Here is a 13,921-nt window from a genome sequence, read left to right as displayed (position 1 = left end):
TATGGCGGACCTGTATCAGCCTGCGGGCGGAATAAAAAAAACAGATATCAAAGAAGAAATTCGCCGGCGCTACGGAATTGTCCGAAGGGCTTCAGGTTATCATCTTTACACCGCAAAGGGCCGGCGGCTGCTTGATATGTGGCAGGAACGCGGCAGCGCCATACTGGGATGGCGTTCCGGACGCGCAAAGCTGGTATTCAAAAATATTCTTGACCGCGGAATAACCGGAACCTTTCCTTCGGAAACGGAAGGCGAGCTGATCGGCGCCGTCAGGAATTTACTGCCTCACTACAGCACGGTCCGCTGGTACGCGACCAAGGAACGGGCCCGGATCGCCTGCGCGGCTTATCTTGATTTATGGAGCGATATCCCCCTTATTGAGCATCCTCTTTTGCATCCGGAAGCTTCCAGGAATTTTGGCGACTCCGGCGAAGACCTTCTTTCGGCCGCAAAAAATCTTCACGGCGTGCCGCTCTGGCGGCCCTGGCTTGATGACGCGTATTATAATATGAGTGACCGTGTAAATGATTCCTTTCTCAGAAATGTTAATGCCGCGCTGAAAGCAATGGTATTGGTTTCCCCCTTTCCGTTTGCGGGCGGCTGTACCATTGCGGTTTTTGCCGGCGGGGAACCGGTGAATGTCCCTCCCTCGGACTCAATCGCTCCCGCCCTGCTCGGCGCCTATGCCCGGGCTTTCCGTGACCTGGCAAAGGCTCTTTTTGAAAGGTCCGAATCCGACTGGGCGCAGTTTGACAGTTTTATTGCTCCGTACTGGGACCGCCGCGGGCCTTACCTTATTCCGAAAATCGCAAAGGACAGATACGCAGACTTTTTCTCCTCCTGTCTTGATGAGGGAATCCTGATATCGCCGAACCACCGGATACCTTCCGTAGTCCCTTTTGAAGCTGACACCGGTAATTTCAAACCCTTTACACTGAGCGGTCTGCAGCAGTTTCTCGAATAAAAATTTTCTTTGTTCCCCGGAAACTGTATTCAGGATATATCATCTGAATCAGGTAATTGATCATTAAAGCTTTTACCAGGCGGGAATTAAAATACAATTAACATAGCGGCTTGCCGCCCCTTCTCTATTATGTGTTGACAATATACGTATTCTGCCCTAAATTTCCCACACAATGAAAAAAATTGTATTACTATTTCTATTGGTTATTATAGGATGTTCATCATCTGGTAATATACCGATAAGTAAATCTCTGGAAAAGTTATTGCGAGCTGACTATAACGATAATGGTTTTGTTATTTTTGAAGATCCGGAGACAGAAGACTATGTTCAATATGCATTAGAGGAAAAAGGCCTGTTGCTTGTTTGGCCATATTTTTCTGATTATCCCGGACACCAAACAGCGGATATAGATAAAGTAAAAGATATTTTGAATAAGTTTAGTTTTTCTGAAGATTTAGACAATAAACCAGTCGACCGAAACTATATTGTAAATATGAACTCAGGAGAATATATATATGATTCTGATACTGCTTTCCCGGGGATTTATGCCATGTGTGGAACAGATGTTCAAATGTTGGAATCGCTCACAATAGAGTTTTTTAAGGAAATATATGGTTTTTCTGAAATAGAAAGACTAAAAACACAATTAGTATTAGAGAATTGGTAATTCTCTTCTCTATTATGACGGCGGCGGCCAAGTCACCGAACCGCTATTAGGCATAGATCACTATATTAAGGTATGGTAAAACTTACCGGGCCGGTTATCTTGTCATTTGTCCAGACGTTTGTTGTCTGCCGCTGCCATTTAAATCTCAGTTTTATTCGAGGCGAGGGTTTAATACCCCAGACCGAAGGTCTGCCCTGCACTACGGCGGTTTTTATAACAACCTATAAAAACGTTAGTTTTTGTAGGTTCCATGGTATTAAACCCGAGACCAATTCCTCGGGAGAGAAAAATACCTCGCTGCTCTGCGGCGAGGTATTTTATTTCAGTAGTGTCAGATGATGTTAAAAAAACATCATGGTTATTAAAATCATTTTCGGATGCTGTATGTATATGCCGGAGTGAAACAAATGGTACTTCTTCGAGCGTTTCCAGGCTTAATCCGTATTCATCTGTTACCGTCTTAACATAATGCCTTTTGCCGTTTAATACTGAATGGTCGATGTTCTGTTCGGGGAACAAATACACAATTGTATTATAAATATCTATTGCCTCAGTCTCATGGGGAAATAAAACCTCATTGCCGCTGATATATTTGGAATAGTCTGTCTTTGGCAGATCAGTCACCAAATCCTCACAGGCTATGAAGAGTATAAGGAATAGTGAACCGCTGAACAGGATTATCCTTTTCATGTGTGTATTTTACCATACCCGCAGCTTAATCCGCAAGTATCCATTCTGAGGCCCGTCCTGCCTGCGCCTCCGCCGGACAGGCCTCTTCTGATGAATACGATGGCGCATCGTATTCATCATCGTATCATGATACGGCAGAAGGATAAAATCGCACGCATAATACTCTATTATTAGAGTACTTTATCATTATACTACTATAATAATAGAGTATAAGGCATAGTGAAATTACGAATTCTGACTGATGCCGTCTGTGTCCGGAAATGCCGACCCCTTTTGCGGGCATGGATCATGGGTTTTAACGGGAACGACCGCTTCCGTTAATTTCAGGAAAATTCCGCTTTAGAGTATCCAGGGCCGCAGCGCAATCAAAATATTTTATGTGTGTCCGGATGGCCAGCGGATTCCGGCCGCGGGCTTCTCTCCAATCGAACCGCAGTAACCCGGAAATATTTTTTCTGATTTCTTCGTAGTTGAAACCGGTCAGGGTGCCGTTTTTCATGGGCGGTTTTTTCCCGGACAGCCGAGGCGCTGGACTGAAAGACACTCTGGATGACTATGACAATGACCACGAGAAAATCAAAACCAGGGGCGCTAAGAGCAGCCGGGTAAAAATAGGAAATTTGGGCTTTGCCGTTCCGTTTTTTTGTCACTCATCTTCATTTTCCGTTTCCCCGGAACCGCCTGTTTCTCTTCTGGGCCTCCTCCGGAATAATCTTTAATGAGCCGGCGCAGGCAATAAACAGTTCCACCAAGTGGGGATCAAAATGCTGACCGCTGTCTTCCTGTACTATTTTCATAGACTCTTCATGGGTGAACGCTTTCTTGTAGGGCCTTGCGGAGATAAGGGCGTCGTACACATCCGCAACGGCGACAATCCGGGCAGACAGGGGTATATCTTCCCCTTTACGGCCGGTAGGATAACCGGACCCATCCCATTTTTCATGATGATACAGCGCGATGTCATGGGCAATGAATAAAAAGGGATCAGCCCCCTGCGGGTCGGCGAACTCCTCAAGAAATTCCGCTCCCCAGTGGGGATGCAGTTTTACTATCTTGAATTCCTCAGGCGTGAGTCTGTCCGGCTTTCTGAGTATCTGGCCGGGAATGGCTATTTTACCTACATCGTGGAGTTTTGAGGATTTTATAATATCCTCCGCCTGATCCTGCCTCAGGACATAATTTTCCTTCGGTTCATCCAGCAGTTTTTCCGTGAGCAGCCGGACAAATTCGGTGACCCGCCAGATGTGGTCTCCCGTACTGCTGTCGCTCATATCCGTGGCTATGGCCAGCATGCTGAGAGTGGCGTCTTCCCGGAGCCTCAGCCGGTTGTACGTATGGATCAGGTTTTTTGCTTTTTCCGCTGCCAGGGCTTCGAGATGTTTGCGGTATTGCTGTAATTCAAGCTGGTGGCGGACCCGGGTTCTCAGCACTTCCGGTTCTATGGGTTTGCGCAAATAGTCCGCCGCTCCCATCTCAATGGCCCGGATTTCGCTGTCGCGGTCTTCCTTGCCGGTCAAAAAAAGAATTGGAATTTCAGCTGTCTTCGCGTCCCGCTGCAGGACATCCATGACTTCGAAGCCGTTCATTCCGGGCATAGTGCAGTCAAGAAGAATAAGGTCTGCCGGAGAGGAGTCAAGGAATTTCAGGGCGGTCTCTCCGGCCGCGAATGGGTGTACCTGATATGAAGGTTTCAGGATACTCAGGATGGTGTTCAGGCTGATAGGATCATCATCGACAGTGACAATGAGCTGTTTCAGATTGTTATGCATACATACCTCCCTTAACGCGGATTACCGTAAATCGCCGGGGCTCCCTGCTGCTGTAACGGCAGATGATTCACGGAAAGGGAGGCCGCGGTATAATTACCGCGTTATTACTGTGACTATCCGCACTGAGTTTGAAGGGCATGATGGAAGCAGGCATATAAAAACAGCACAGGACTTGCCGAAGCAGTTCTGGCTAATTCTGTGATGATAATTCGGAAGGTTCAGACAGAAAATTAACCGCAAGCAGGATAATCAGCAGTTTATAAATACATGTTCATATAAAAATATAGTACACCTTTCAAAAAAAACAATAAAAAAGATAAATAAAATATGCGCGTTCTTCCGTTTGGGAAATCCCGGATATATTTTATTCAGTATCCCGGCTGACCTTAATTCTGAAAATGAGGAACTGAGTCTGAATTACCGGATCCGCTGAAACATCGTGAAACCATACAGCCTTATCATAAAGCCGACGGCTTCAGGAAAAACATGAAATGAAAAATAACATCTTGTAATAATTGACTTCATTTCAGTATCATCCTGCCGGCAGCGGTATCCCCGGGAAATATTCCGGCGGTACGCTGACGGAATGGAAGAATCTGTTATTCGTCTTTTTGGAGACCCGTTTATACATTACCCGCAAATTGACCGGTTTTTTTTCAAAAAAAGACTGCACAATTCTCCAAAGCATGTTATCATAAAAAGGTTGGACACGTTTTGTGCCATTTGAAATAAACTGAACGGTATTTTGCCTGCGGAGCGTACGCATTGTCTCAGGTATCATGTGCCGGACGGACGGGACTGCTTCAGGCGGCACCGGAAAAAATGTTTTTAAATAATCCAGTTGTGCAACTAATACAGTTTGAAAGGTTATAGATGGAAAAGAGACGTTTCTTTCAGAAAGTGGGAAAAACCAGGGTTATCCCCATATCGGCAAAAATCCTTCTGATATTTGCCATTTTATTACTGTTTTCAAATTTCGCTACCAACTATATCAATATTGTCCTGCACAGAAAAGAGACGATGGATCTGACCAACCAGATGCTTGTCCGCGATCTGAAGGACATGTATATAAACGCCGGGAACCAGTATGAAATTTTTCTGTTTTCCGGTGACCGGGACAGCGCTCTCGCCGCAATTTCGGGGGCCGCCGCGAAAGATATGATTTATGAACACAGCTGGGCGCTGGGGGTCGCCGAAAACGGACTTATCCTGTTTCAGGCCGAATCCGGACTCATCTATGATCTCTTTCCCGATATGGACGTGCTGCGCGAGATGCAGTACAAACGGGCAGACGGGATTAATGAAGGCGCCTGTTTTTTCAATTCCCAACAGGGGGAATATTTCGGCGTATATAAATATAACAGCGAATGGGAGTGCTTTTTAATCAGGGCTGATTTAATGTCCGATATGATGAGCGCTTCAAACACCGTTTTCCTGCAGGTTTCCGTAATCATTGTATTTCTGACAGTGCTGCTGGGCGCGGTAGGTTTTATTGCCCTGCTCTGGATTCTCAGGTTTATCGGGAAAATTTCTACCGGCCTTCAGTATATGCAGACCCAGCAGGGTCTGAACCTCATTGATTTGAAGGACGCCCCGAATGATGATGTTACCTATCTGGGTATTTCCTTTAATGCGCTTTCCGCCACAATGAATAACCTGCTGACCATTTTCAGGAAATTCGTATCAAAGGACGTTGTTACCAAGGCTTACGAGGAGCGTCAGGTAAATCTTGAAGGAGTCCAGAAGGAACTCACCATTCTTTTTTCCGACATAAAGGGTTTTACCTATATGACGGAGACTCTGGGCAATGATATTATCAACCTTCTGAACCTTCATTACGACAGGGCTATCCGTGTGATCCATGAACAGCAGGGTGTTATCGGCTCCATTATCGGCGATGCGGTCCTGGCCGTTTACGGCGCGATTGAAACCTATGAAAACAAGTCGGTCGCCGCGGTGGAATCCGCCTGGGAAATCCAGACTGTTGTCGCCGAACTTCGCGGCAAAATGTTCCAGCGCCGGAATACCATAGAAACAACCCGGGCCCTGACCCCGGCTGAAGAGCGGGTTTTCAAGGCCGTCCTTCTGGACATAGGAATCGGCATAGACGGGGGAACCGTATTTTACGGTAACATAGGTTCCTCCGAACACATGACCAATACCGTTATCGGTGACAGCGTAAACCTTGCCTCCCGTATGGAAGGGCTTACCAGACTGTACCGGCTGCCGGTTATTGTTTCATCCTATGTCAAGGATGAGGTTGAATCGTCAACTAACCGGTATAAATTTTTTGAAATCGATACTGTTCTGGTAAAAGGCAAAAACGAGGGTACAAAACTGTGGTTCCCTCTGGACATTAACCGGTTTACGCCTGAGGATATTGGTCATTTCGAGTTATTTGCACAGGGACTGCAGGCGTATTATGAAGGTGACTGGAAAACTGCCCGGTCATATATGAAAAAGTCAGTGCTTGATGTGGCAGAAGTATTTATTGAACGAATGGGAAGGGGATCGGCCCCTGAAGACTGGAGCGGAATATGGACAATGACAACGAAGTAGATTCCGGCGAAATTATACAGCAAAAAGAAGTAAAACTTTTTTTGCAGGGATTTATGTCCGGTTTGAAAACCGAACCGCCCGCCTTATATGATCTCGAAACGGAATATGAAAAAACAAGGAAAAACCGTTCATGGTTTGTGATAATCCTTATTACCGCAGCTATTCTCCTTGTAGCCGCCGGCCTGTGGCTTGCCTCTTCGCTTATATCGCGTCAGACCAGGGACGTTTCCGTTGGTATTGAAGAATTTGAAGACCTTAACCTGCGGAACCTCCTCGATATGGCCTCCCGGGTGGAATCCGCCCTTATGACAGCGATAAGTGAAAAGGCAAACCTTGAAGGTATGATGAAAACGGAACTTGATACCCTTTCCCTTAGAACGGAAACGGAACGGCATGTTATCAGTTCCCTTTCCCTGCCCGCCGCGGAAGAAACAGCCCGCCTCGCGGCCGTCAACAGTACCTTTACTGCCGGGGAACAGGCTGTCCGCGAGCGGTATATGCCCCGCATTAATATATGCGACGCCCAGATTGCCGAATACCGGGAGCAGATGACGACGTTCGACCTCGCGCGTATAGAAGAGGCCCAGCTCCGGCAGGAAAATGTCAACTCGGAAAGAAGACTGTTTGAACTTGAAAAGCAGCAGATCCGCGACCACTATGAGGAAATAATAGGGGACCTCCGCTATCAGATGGAAAATTCCCAGGAAGCGAGTTTCAGGACCCAGGTGGAAAACCTTAACATGGTTTCTTCCCGCTACCGCCAGGAAATTTCCCGTCTGGACCCCGTTTTTTCCGACAGCCGCGGCAGGGAAATCCTTTCCGGGTTTGAAGAAGAGGAAAGCCTTCCTGTTCCCTTTGAGGATCCACCGGTCCAGGCGGCCGAAGAACTTGGAATTGATTCCGAAATATTCAATATGATACGCGAAGACTATCAGAATATTGATTATCTTATAAATACCATGTTTTCCATACCATGGAGAAATTCGGCTTCTTCCTATCTCCGGGGAATACAGACCCTTGCGCATTCCGCCGGAAAAAAGGCCGATGATTTTATGCAGGAATTCTTCGGCCAGGTTGTGGAGCAGCGGGATATGTATGAAAGCCAGATACAAACAATTTATGATGCCGCAGAACAGAACGAACAACAGCTTCTCGAGCAGATCGCCGGTATTTCCCTTTCCCTTGATGAAAGCGGCAGGCTTTTGTCACAGTATGAATATTTTTTCAGATCAATGGTCGAGAAAAGCGGAAATGCAGGCTATGTTATTGATCCGAGAGACAGGAATAAAATCCTGGTGTATGTAGATCCGTTATACGGAAATGAGCTGCAGGGCAAGCAGGCCTTTATTTTCAGAACCGGGACCCAGTATATAGGCTCGGTAATTTTAACGGGCGCCGACGGTGTGTTTACCGCCCGGATAAGTGAACTGGCACCCGGGCAGGAACCGGCCCCGAATGACCGGATCCTGCTGAATATGACCAGATAGAAGGGGATTGTGAATGTTCCGTAAATCGTTTGTTTTCGCTGTATTGCTGCTTAGTATTGCGACCCTGTCCGCCCAGAACTGGACCGCTGGCGACGTGGCTGAGACCAGAAATGAAACAGTTACAGTCCTTGCGGGAGACGGCGGGAAAAGCGCAAGAGTCATTTCCGCCGGCCCGCTGGCCGAAGATGATATCCGGCTGATAGGAAACTGTCTGGACACGGTCTGGGCCATTCCCGGACTGGAAGGGACCGATGCTTCTGTCAGGATAGAGGATAACGGCTTCAGGCTTGTAATTTATCCCGTTTCGTTTGTATACAACCGTGAAAATTTCGCGCCGCGCCTTCCCTCCGGACTCTCTTTTTATTACCGGAACAGTCTCTTCTATGATGTCACTCTCAAAGTGGACTCCTATATGCCGAAAGTTACCGGAGCCTATGTTTCGCCGGAAGGATTTCTTAAAAGTCTGTACGGCGCCCTGGTTGTCCCTGAAATGTACATGTACGATGAGTCTCTGCTTAAACGGGTAGAACGTATCGAAAACGCGCTTATAGCGGTGGTCAATAAAACCTCTCCCCAGCCCGTTAATGAAGACCTTGTCCTTGACGTTATCAGCCTGTATAATGAAAATTCAAAGATAACCCCTGCCCAGGTAGTAACGGCCCTGAAGCGGCGGGGTATAAAAACTTCCGTTAAGGAAGTGAAGGCCATTTTCATTGTTATGCTGGGAAAATACGACTGAATGAACTCGGAACAGAAATTAAAGGATATATGGTTTGCCGGCGGCTGTTTTTGGGGACTTGAAAAATACTTTTCACTTGTTCCCGGTGTAATTAACACCGCCGCCGGATATGCCAATGGGAATACGGAACAGACAACATATGAGGAAGTCTGCCGGGGAGACGCCGCTTTTGCGGAAACCGTGCAGGTAACATATGATTCTTTTATAACCGGACTGGAAAATCTTGTTTTTCTGTTTTATAAGGCTGTTGATCCGACTACCGTGAACCGGCAGGGGAATGACCGCGGAATACAGTACCGGACCGGGATTTATTATACCAGTGAAGAAGATGCGGAAGCGATCCGCCGGGTAACTGAAGAAGTCCGGAAAAAATATGCTTCCCCGCTGGCAGTGGAAATAAAACCCCTGAAAAATTTTATTCCGGCAGAGGAATACCATCAGAAATATCTTGATAAGAATCCCTCCGGCTACTGCCATATCGGAAAAGAGCAGTTCGAGGCCGCAAAAAGAGGAAATATCGACCCCGCGGACTACGAACGTCCTCCTGATTCTGTCCTGAAAGACGTCCTATCGCCTGTCCAGTATCAGGTCGCGCTTGAAAACGGAACCGAACGGCCGTTCGGAAACGAATACTGGGACGAACACCGGAAAGGTATATATGTCGATATCACAACCGGGGAACCCCTGTTTTCATCCCGCGACAAGTTTGACTCGGGCTGCGGCTGGCCCAGTTTTTCAAAGCCGGTTGATCCCGCAGTCACTGTGGAAAAAGAAGATGCGTCTCATGGAATGGACCGCACTGAAGTACGCAGCCGTTCCGGAAATATTCATTTGGGACATGTTTTTGATGACGGTCCCCGTGACCGAGGCGGGCTCCGTTACTGCATTAACAGCGCTTCGCTCCGTTTTATCCCGGAGGAGAAAATGGAAGAAGAAGGTTATGGAGCCTATCTGCCTTTTGTGTAAAAAAAGCCGGCAGAGTTTCCGTTTTTTCCATTTTGCTGTTATACTGTATTTATAAGACATGAAGAAAGTTTTCATTTTCTGTGTTTCAATAGTAATAAGTTTTCAGGGTTTGTACGGTCAGGACAGGGTCCGTATTACCTCTGCCGAAGCTGGCGTCAGCTTCCGGCCGGAATATAACCGTTCTTTTCAGTTTTGCTGGGACCTGCAAACGTATGGAAGACTTACTATAAATGATACCGTTTTGCTCCGGGGAGGGGTTTCCCTTGGACAGTCCGATGTTTTTAACGCCAATACATTCCTGCACACGGGGGTTCATTTTCCCCTTAAAATAGCCCTTTCGGCTCACTTTCTGTATATGTATAATACCTGGCCCGATTATAAAACATCAATTCACTCCTTTTTGCCGTTTTTTTTGATCCAGGGAAAATGGATTGGGGGTGTCCTGGGTTTTAATACCCGTAAAGTCCTCTATGAAAAAGAACTTTTACAGACGGAATCAATACTCCTGTACGGGATTTATGGTTTTTTCTATCCCTCCGATTCAATAAAACTGATTCTGTCTATTGCAAACTTTAATGACTTTTTATCCGGAAATATAGGTTCCTATACCCTTGGTCTGATATGTACTGCCCGGGTTTCCCCTCTGCTTTCAATAATCGGACAGGCGGAAGTTTTCCAGACCGGAAGTTTCGGGCTGGCTTCAAATTTCTACGGGACCGCTTTTAAGGGAGGTGTGATATTTCATTTTTAAATAAGACTGAAAGACTTCTCCTCCTGATGACCGCGCTTGTTCTGATTATCACAGCTGTTTCCTGTTCATGGAATGTGTCCGGAGCCATCGCTTCTGGCGACTTCCGGCACAGATGGGCGGCAAGGGATACCTTTGTTTATGTAACAGACCGGACCATAGCCCTGAATGAATCGTATTCTTTTCTGGTCCTGACTGATGCGCATCTAACCGATGACGACAGCCGGGGCCTTGAAAAAATCGCGCAGGAAATTGCCGGCGGAGGGGATTCTTTTGTCGTGATAACGGGCGACATCACGGACGGAGGAAAGAGCGCAGAAATACGGAAATTCATTAAAATCGCGGAAACTTTCGGGGTCCCCTGTTATCCGGTGATAGGCAATCATGATATTTTCTCCGGAAACTGGTCAAACTGGAAAGACCTGATCGGTTCAACAGTATACCGGATCGACTCGACCCAGGCCACCTTCCTGTTTCTGGATTCCGCCAACGCTTTTTTCGGCAGCAATCAGCTTGAATGGCTGGAAAGTAATCTTAAAACAGCGAAAAAAAACACCTTTGTTTTTACGCACTGCAATTTGTTTACTGACAGTATCGTCAATATCCAGCAGCTTACCGACATCAGGGAACGGGCCCGGATTATGGGAATACTTGACGGGAAGTGCAGGGCACTGTTTATGGGCCATGTACATAAGCAAATGGAAAATACAGCCGGAGGCGTCAGGTATATTACGCTTCAGGATTTCAAGACAAAGGGGACCTACTGCCGCGTAAGCGTGACGCCCCAGAAAATTTCGTATTCGTTTCATTCGATTTACTGAAACGGTTTCGCCGGAATACCCTCAAATCTGTTATTTTTTTCCCGGGAAGTCCTCTTAAAAATATAGCGTCAGTGAAATGTATATTAATAGTTTAATTTTATTGAACTATTAATTCAATAAAATTTCTTAAATTTCAGTTTTTATCCCCTCAGGTCGATAAGAAGAATAGAGAAGGATATATAGAAATGAAACTCAAGGATTTTATCTACTATTATTCAAAAATCTATCTGACTGAATTAATTAATGAAGTTCACATTGCTGAAAACTGGGCTGACAGGGATTTCGATGTCAAGTATGCCCGGTATCTCCAGGAATTTATCAATACGTCCCATGTACTCAAAAAGTTTGAAGAAAAAATTAAAAGGAATTTAACGGATGATGAATGTATAAAAATTCTCATAAGTCTGAAAAAAATGCGTATGGAGGAATTGTACGATTATCTTTCTGAAGTTTTTTTGAAGAAATAAAAGAGCAGAAACCCCTTAACATCATTGATGAAATCAAATTTGAAAAGAGGTTGTATTTATGCCGGGACGGCGAATGCTTTAATTTCAAGTTTCTTACGGAAATGAAAAAAATTGAAGAAGACTTTTTAGGAGGATAACCTATGGATGCAGCAAAGAATGCAATAATGGATATGTATCGGTCACTGGTAAAAACACCCAATTCTACCTTTGATGACGCGCGTAACCGTTTTGCCAAAACAAAGATTGACCAGCCCCTTGTCGGCAGTTACCAGATTGACGGGAAAACACCGGTCCCGTCACATATTCTTGAAAATGAATACCATGAACGAAGCGTTGAAGATATAATAAGTTTGTTAATAAGCTCTTAGTTTGCCATTCCGAAATACCTGTTGTTAGAAAAGTTCCATACATTACGAAATACTCAAATTAATAACCAGGACAGGTTTATGGATACGATAGACAATGTTGCTGCGGAAATCGATAAATATGTTGATTATGTCGCAGCCTTGCAGATTGTTGCGAAGGAAATAAACGCGGGAATGACGGTTTCTCCTTTGCATCATTTTAAGGATGCCTTATGGCATTATACACAGCTTTATGAGATACACAAAAAAGATAAAAACAGCGTTGCTGTTTATTATCATGTCACTTCAATTGATGAACATCTGTACTGCGGACTGCGAAATATATGTCTGTATATTATTCATGTTTTGAAGTTCCGTATCAGGCGGTATCTGACCCACAATCCAAGCTCATACAAAAGAAAATTCCGTCTCAGGTGTCTGCTGTATGATTATAAAATGCTTGAAATTAAAATCAAAAATGATTCAGGACCCTTTGTGGTAAAAAAAATCGAGCATTACATCGTTGTTCTGAAATCATTGTATATCAGAACATTTGATATATGCAGATCAATGGGGACCGAACGGACTATTGTCCGCGGAGCATAGTCAGGGAACTTGTGCCTGATCATGCAGAACTTCAAACCGGCGATATAACCACGGATTTGAATATCGCCGGTTTGATTCTCTCCGGAAAAGTTTTTTCCGCTTCCTGACTTTTTTGCCGCATTTCCGCAGAATCTTATTGTATTGAAAGAAAACAGATACAATTCAGTCTCTTATTGGGTTTGTTTAAACCGGATAAAGCCCGGTGAAATATATTTCCTGCAAAAGATGCCAAAATAATAGTATATTTAAACCTGAGGCAGAAAAAAATATAGGCGGCAGCGCTCCCGGTCTCCGGGGAAAGGAAACGCGGTTATGGTACGGAAAATAGTCAAAATAGATGAAGAAAAATGCGACGGCTGCGGTCTGTGCGCAGACGCCTGCCACGAAGGCGCCATTGAAATCGTTGGCGGTAAGGCGAGGCTTATTAAAGACGATTACTGCGACGGACTCGGCGACTGCCTTCCCGCCTGTCCTGCCGGCGCTATCAGTTTTGAGGAACGCGAGGCCGCGCGTTATGATGAACAGGCTGTTCATGCGCGCCTTAAAGCAAAAAAAGCTCCGCGGGCTTCCGTTCCTCCGGGTTGCCCCGGGAGCCGGGCTGGTCTTCTTTCTCATAACAACTCGCCCGGAAAGCGCGGCATAAAATCCGGTCTCCCGGAAACAAATGATTCTGAAACTCAAAGCAGGCTTGGCCAATGGCCGGTCCAGCTGCGGCTGGTGCCGGTACACGCCCCTTATTTTGCCAATGCCGATCTGCTTATTGCCGCGGACTGCAGCGCCTTTGCCCGCCGTGATTTCCATGACAGATTTATGAAAAACAGGATTACCCTTATCGGATGCCCGAAACTCGATCCTGTTGACTATTCGGAAAAACTTGCCGAAATCCTGAAAAATAATGAAATTAAAAGCATAACCGTTGTGAGGATGGAAGTTCCCTGCTGCGGGGGAATTGTTGAAGCCGTTAAAAAAGCTCTGCAAAAAAGCGGAAAAATAATTCCCTGGCGCATAATAACACTTTCCGTTAACGGCGATATTCTTGAGGAATAAAAGTCCGCATGTGCGGTCCGCGCCGCGAAATCCAAAAGTTGCAAACA

The 13,921-nt window shown here is 45.8% G+C and carries 14 protein-coding genes; 12 read left to right on the top strand and 2 right to left on the bottom strand.

The annotated features are described in order from the left end of the window. Nucleotide 1: 1 nt before the first annotated feature. Complete coding sequence (locus tag K7I13_RS05595) at nt 2–964, top strand: hypothetical protein (RefSeq protein WP_255948644.1); 963 nt, start codon at nt 2–4, stop codon at nt 962–964. 172 nt (nt 965–1,136) lie between these two features. After that, the gene (locus tag K7I13_RS05590) at nt 1,137–1,631 is read left to right on the top strand and encodes a hypothetical protein (RefSeq protein ID WP_255948643.1); all 495 of its coding nucleotides are present in this window, start codon (nt 1,137–1,139) and stop codon (nt 1,629–1,631) included. 168 nt (nt 1,632–1,799) lie between these two features. Here K7I13_RS05590 and K7I13_RS05585 read toward each other — a convergent pair whose 3' ends face one another. Together K7I13_RS05585 and K7I13_RS05580 are read right to left on the bottom strand one after the other, a co-directional pair. Continuing rightward, the gene (locus K7I13_RS05585; RefSeq protein WP_255948642.1) at nt 1,800–2,255 is read right to left on the bottom strand and encodes a hypothetical protein; all 456 of its coding nucleotides are present in this window, start codon (nt 2,253–2,255) and stop codon (nt 1,800–1,802) included. A gap of 722 nt (nt 2,256–2,977) precedes the next feature. Then, nucleotides 2,978–4,090: an HD domain-containing phosphohydrolase gene (locus tag K7I13_RS05580; RefSeq protein ID WP_255948641.1), complete on the bottom strand. Its 1,113-nt coding sequence runs from the start codon at nt 4,088–4,090 to the stop codon at nt 2,978–2,980. An 873-nt stretch (nt 4,091–4,963) separates the two neighbouring features. Here K7I13_RS05580 and K7I13_RS05575 point away from each other — a divergent pair. The 10 genes from K7I13_RS05575 to K7I13_RS05530 all read left to right on the top strand — a co-directional run bounded on the left by K7I13_RS05575 (nt 4,964) and on the right by K7I13_RS05530 (nt 13,874). Continuing rightward, entirely contained in the window at nt 4,964–6,649 is a 1,686-nt protein-coding gene (locus tag K7I13_RS05575) for an adenylate/guanylate cyclase domain-containing protein (protein WP_255948640.1), read from the top strand. Next, complete coding sequence (locus K7I13_RS05570; protein WP_255948639.1) at nt 6,628–8,136, top strand: hypothetical protein; 1,509 nt, start codon at nt 6,628–6,630, stop codon at nt 8,134–8,136. The genes K7I13_RS05575 and K7I13_RS05570 overlap by 22 nt, the downstream gene beginning before the upstream one ends. Before the next feature lie 13 nt (nt 8,137–8,149). Then, entirely contained in the window at nt 8,150–8,875 is a 726-nt protein-coding gene (locus K7I13_RS05565; protein WP_255948637.1) for a hypothetical protein, read from the top strand. Beyond that, nucleotides 8,876–9,841 (top strand): peptide-methionine (R)-S-oxide reductase MsrB, encoded by a 966-nt coding sequence (msrB, locus tag K7I13_RS05560; protein ID WP_255948635.1) that lies wholly within the window; start codon nt 8,876–8,878, stop codon nt 9,839–9,841. A 58-nt stretch (nt 9,842–9,899) separates the two neighbouring features. Then, on the top strand, nt 9,900–10,592 hold the full coding sequence (locus K7I13_RS05555) for a hypothetical protein (protein ID WP_255948633.1): 693 nt from the start codon (nt 9,900–9,902) through the stop codon (nt 10,590–10,592). Between the two features lie 26 nt (nt 10,593–10,618). Beyond that, nucleotides 10,619–11,410 carry a metallophosphoesterase family protein gene (locus tag K7I13_RS05550; protein WP_255948631.1) on the top strand — a complete coding sequence of 264 codons (792 nt, stop codon included), beginning with the start codon at nt 10,619–10,621 and terminating at the stop codon, nt 11,408–11,410. Nucleotides 11,411–11,595: 185 nt separating this feature from the next. After that, a complete protein-coding gene (locus K7I13_RS05545; RefSeq protein ID WP_255948630.1) occupies nt 11,596–11,877 on the top strand; it encodes a hypothetical protein in 282 nt (93 codons plus the stop codon). Between the two features lie 140 nt (nt 11,878–12,017). Continuing rightward, on the top strand, nt 12,018–12,245 hold the full coding sequence (locus tag K7I13_RS05540; protein ID WP_255948629.1) for a hypothetical protein: 228 nt from the start codon (nt 12,018–12,020) through the stop codon (nt 12,243–12,245). 78 nt (nt 12,246–12,323) lie between these two features. Next, complete coding sequence (locus tag K7I13_RS05535; protein WP_255948628.1) at nt 12,324–12,827, top strand: hypothetical protein; 504 nt, start codon at nt 12,324–12,326, stop codon at nt 12,825–12,827. 312 nt (nt 12,828–13,139) lie between these two features. Further along, on the top strand, nt 13,140–13,874 hold the full coding sequence (locus tag K7I13_RS05530) for an ATP-binding protein (RefSeq protein WP_255948627.1): 735 nt from the start codon (nt 13,140–13,142) through the stop codon (nt 13,872–13,874). Nucleotides 13,875–13,921 lie beyond the last annotated feature (47 nt).

The sequence above is a fragment of the Brucepastera parasyntrophica genome (genome assembly GCF_022376835.1).
Classification (GTDB): Bacteria; Spirochaetota; Spirochaetia; order Treponematales; family Treponemataceae; genus Brucepastera; species Brucepastera parasyntrophica.
This window is presented reverse-complemented; position numbering and strand designations above follow the sequence as displayed.

What these genes read in the sequence shown, in the direction of transcription:
- K7I13_RS05595 (WP_255948644.1), top strand. Translation starts at nt 2, where the DNA reads ATGGCGGACCTGTATCAGCCTGCGGGCGGAATAAAAAAAACAGATATC.
- K7I13_RS05590 (WP_255948643.1), top strand. Translation starts at nt 1,137, where the DNA reads ATGAAAAAAATTGTATTACTATTTCTATTGGTTATTATAGGATGTTCA.
- K7I13_RS05580 (WP_255948641.1), bottom strand. Translation starts at nt 4,090, where the DNA reads ATGCATAACAATCTGAAACAGCTCATTGTCACTGTCGATGATGATCCT.
- K7I13_RS05575 (WP_255948640.1), top strand. Translation starts at nt 4,964, where the DNA reads ATGGAAAAGAGACGTTTCTTTCAGAAAGTGGGAAAAACCAGGGTTATC.
- K7I13_RS05570 (WP_255948639.1), top strand. Translation starts at nt 6,628, where the DNA reads ATGGACAATGACAACGAAGTAGATTCCGGCGAAATTATACAGCAAAAA.
- K7I13_RS05565 (WP_255948637.1), top strand. Translation starts at nt 8,150, where the DNA reads ATGTTCCGTAAATCGTTTGTTTTCGCTGTATTGCTGCTTAGTATTGCG.
- msrB (WP_255948635.1), top strand. Translation starts at nt 8,876, where the DNA reads ATGAACTCGGAACAGAAATTAAAGGATATATGGTTTGCCGGCGGCTGT.
- K7I13_RS05555 (WP_255948633.1), top strand. Translation starts at nt 9,900, where the DNA reads ATGAAGAAAGTTTTCATTTTCTGTGTTTCAATAGTAATAAGTTTTCAG.
- K7I13_RS05550 (WP_255948631.1), top strand. Translation starts at nt 10,619, where the DNA reads ATGACCGCGCTTGTTCTGATTATCACAGCTGTTTCCTGTTCATGGAAT.
- K7I13_RS05545 (WP_255948630.1), top strand. Translation starts at nt 11,596, where the DNA reads ATGAAACTCAAGGATTTTATCTACTATTATTCAAAAATCTATCTGACT.
- K7I13_RS05540 (WP_255948629.1), top strand. Translation starts at nt 12,018, where the DNA reads ATGGATGCAGCAAAGAATGCAATAATGGATATGTATCGGTCACTGGTA.
- K7I13_RS05535 (WP_255948628.1), top strand. Translation starts at nt 12,324, where the DNA reads ATGGATACGATAGACAATGTTGCTGCGGAAATCGATAAATATGTTGAT.
- K7I13_RS05530 (WP_255948627.1), top strand. Translation starts at nt 13,140, where the DNA reads ATGGTACGGAAAATAGTCAAAATAGATGAAGAAAAATGCGACGGCTGC.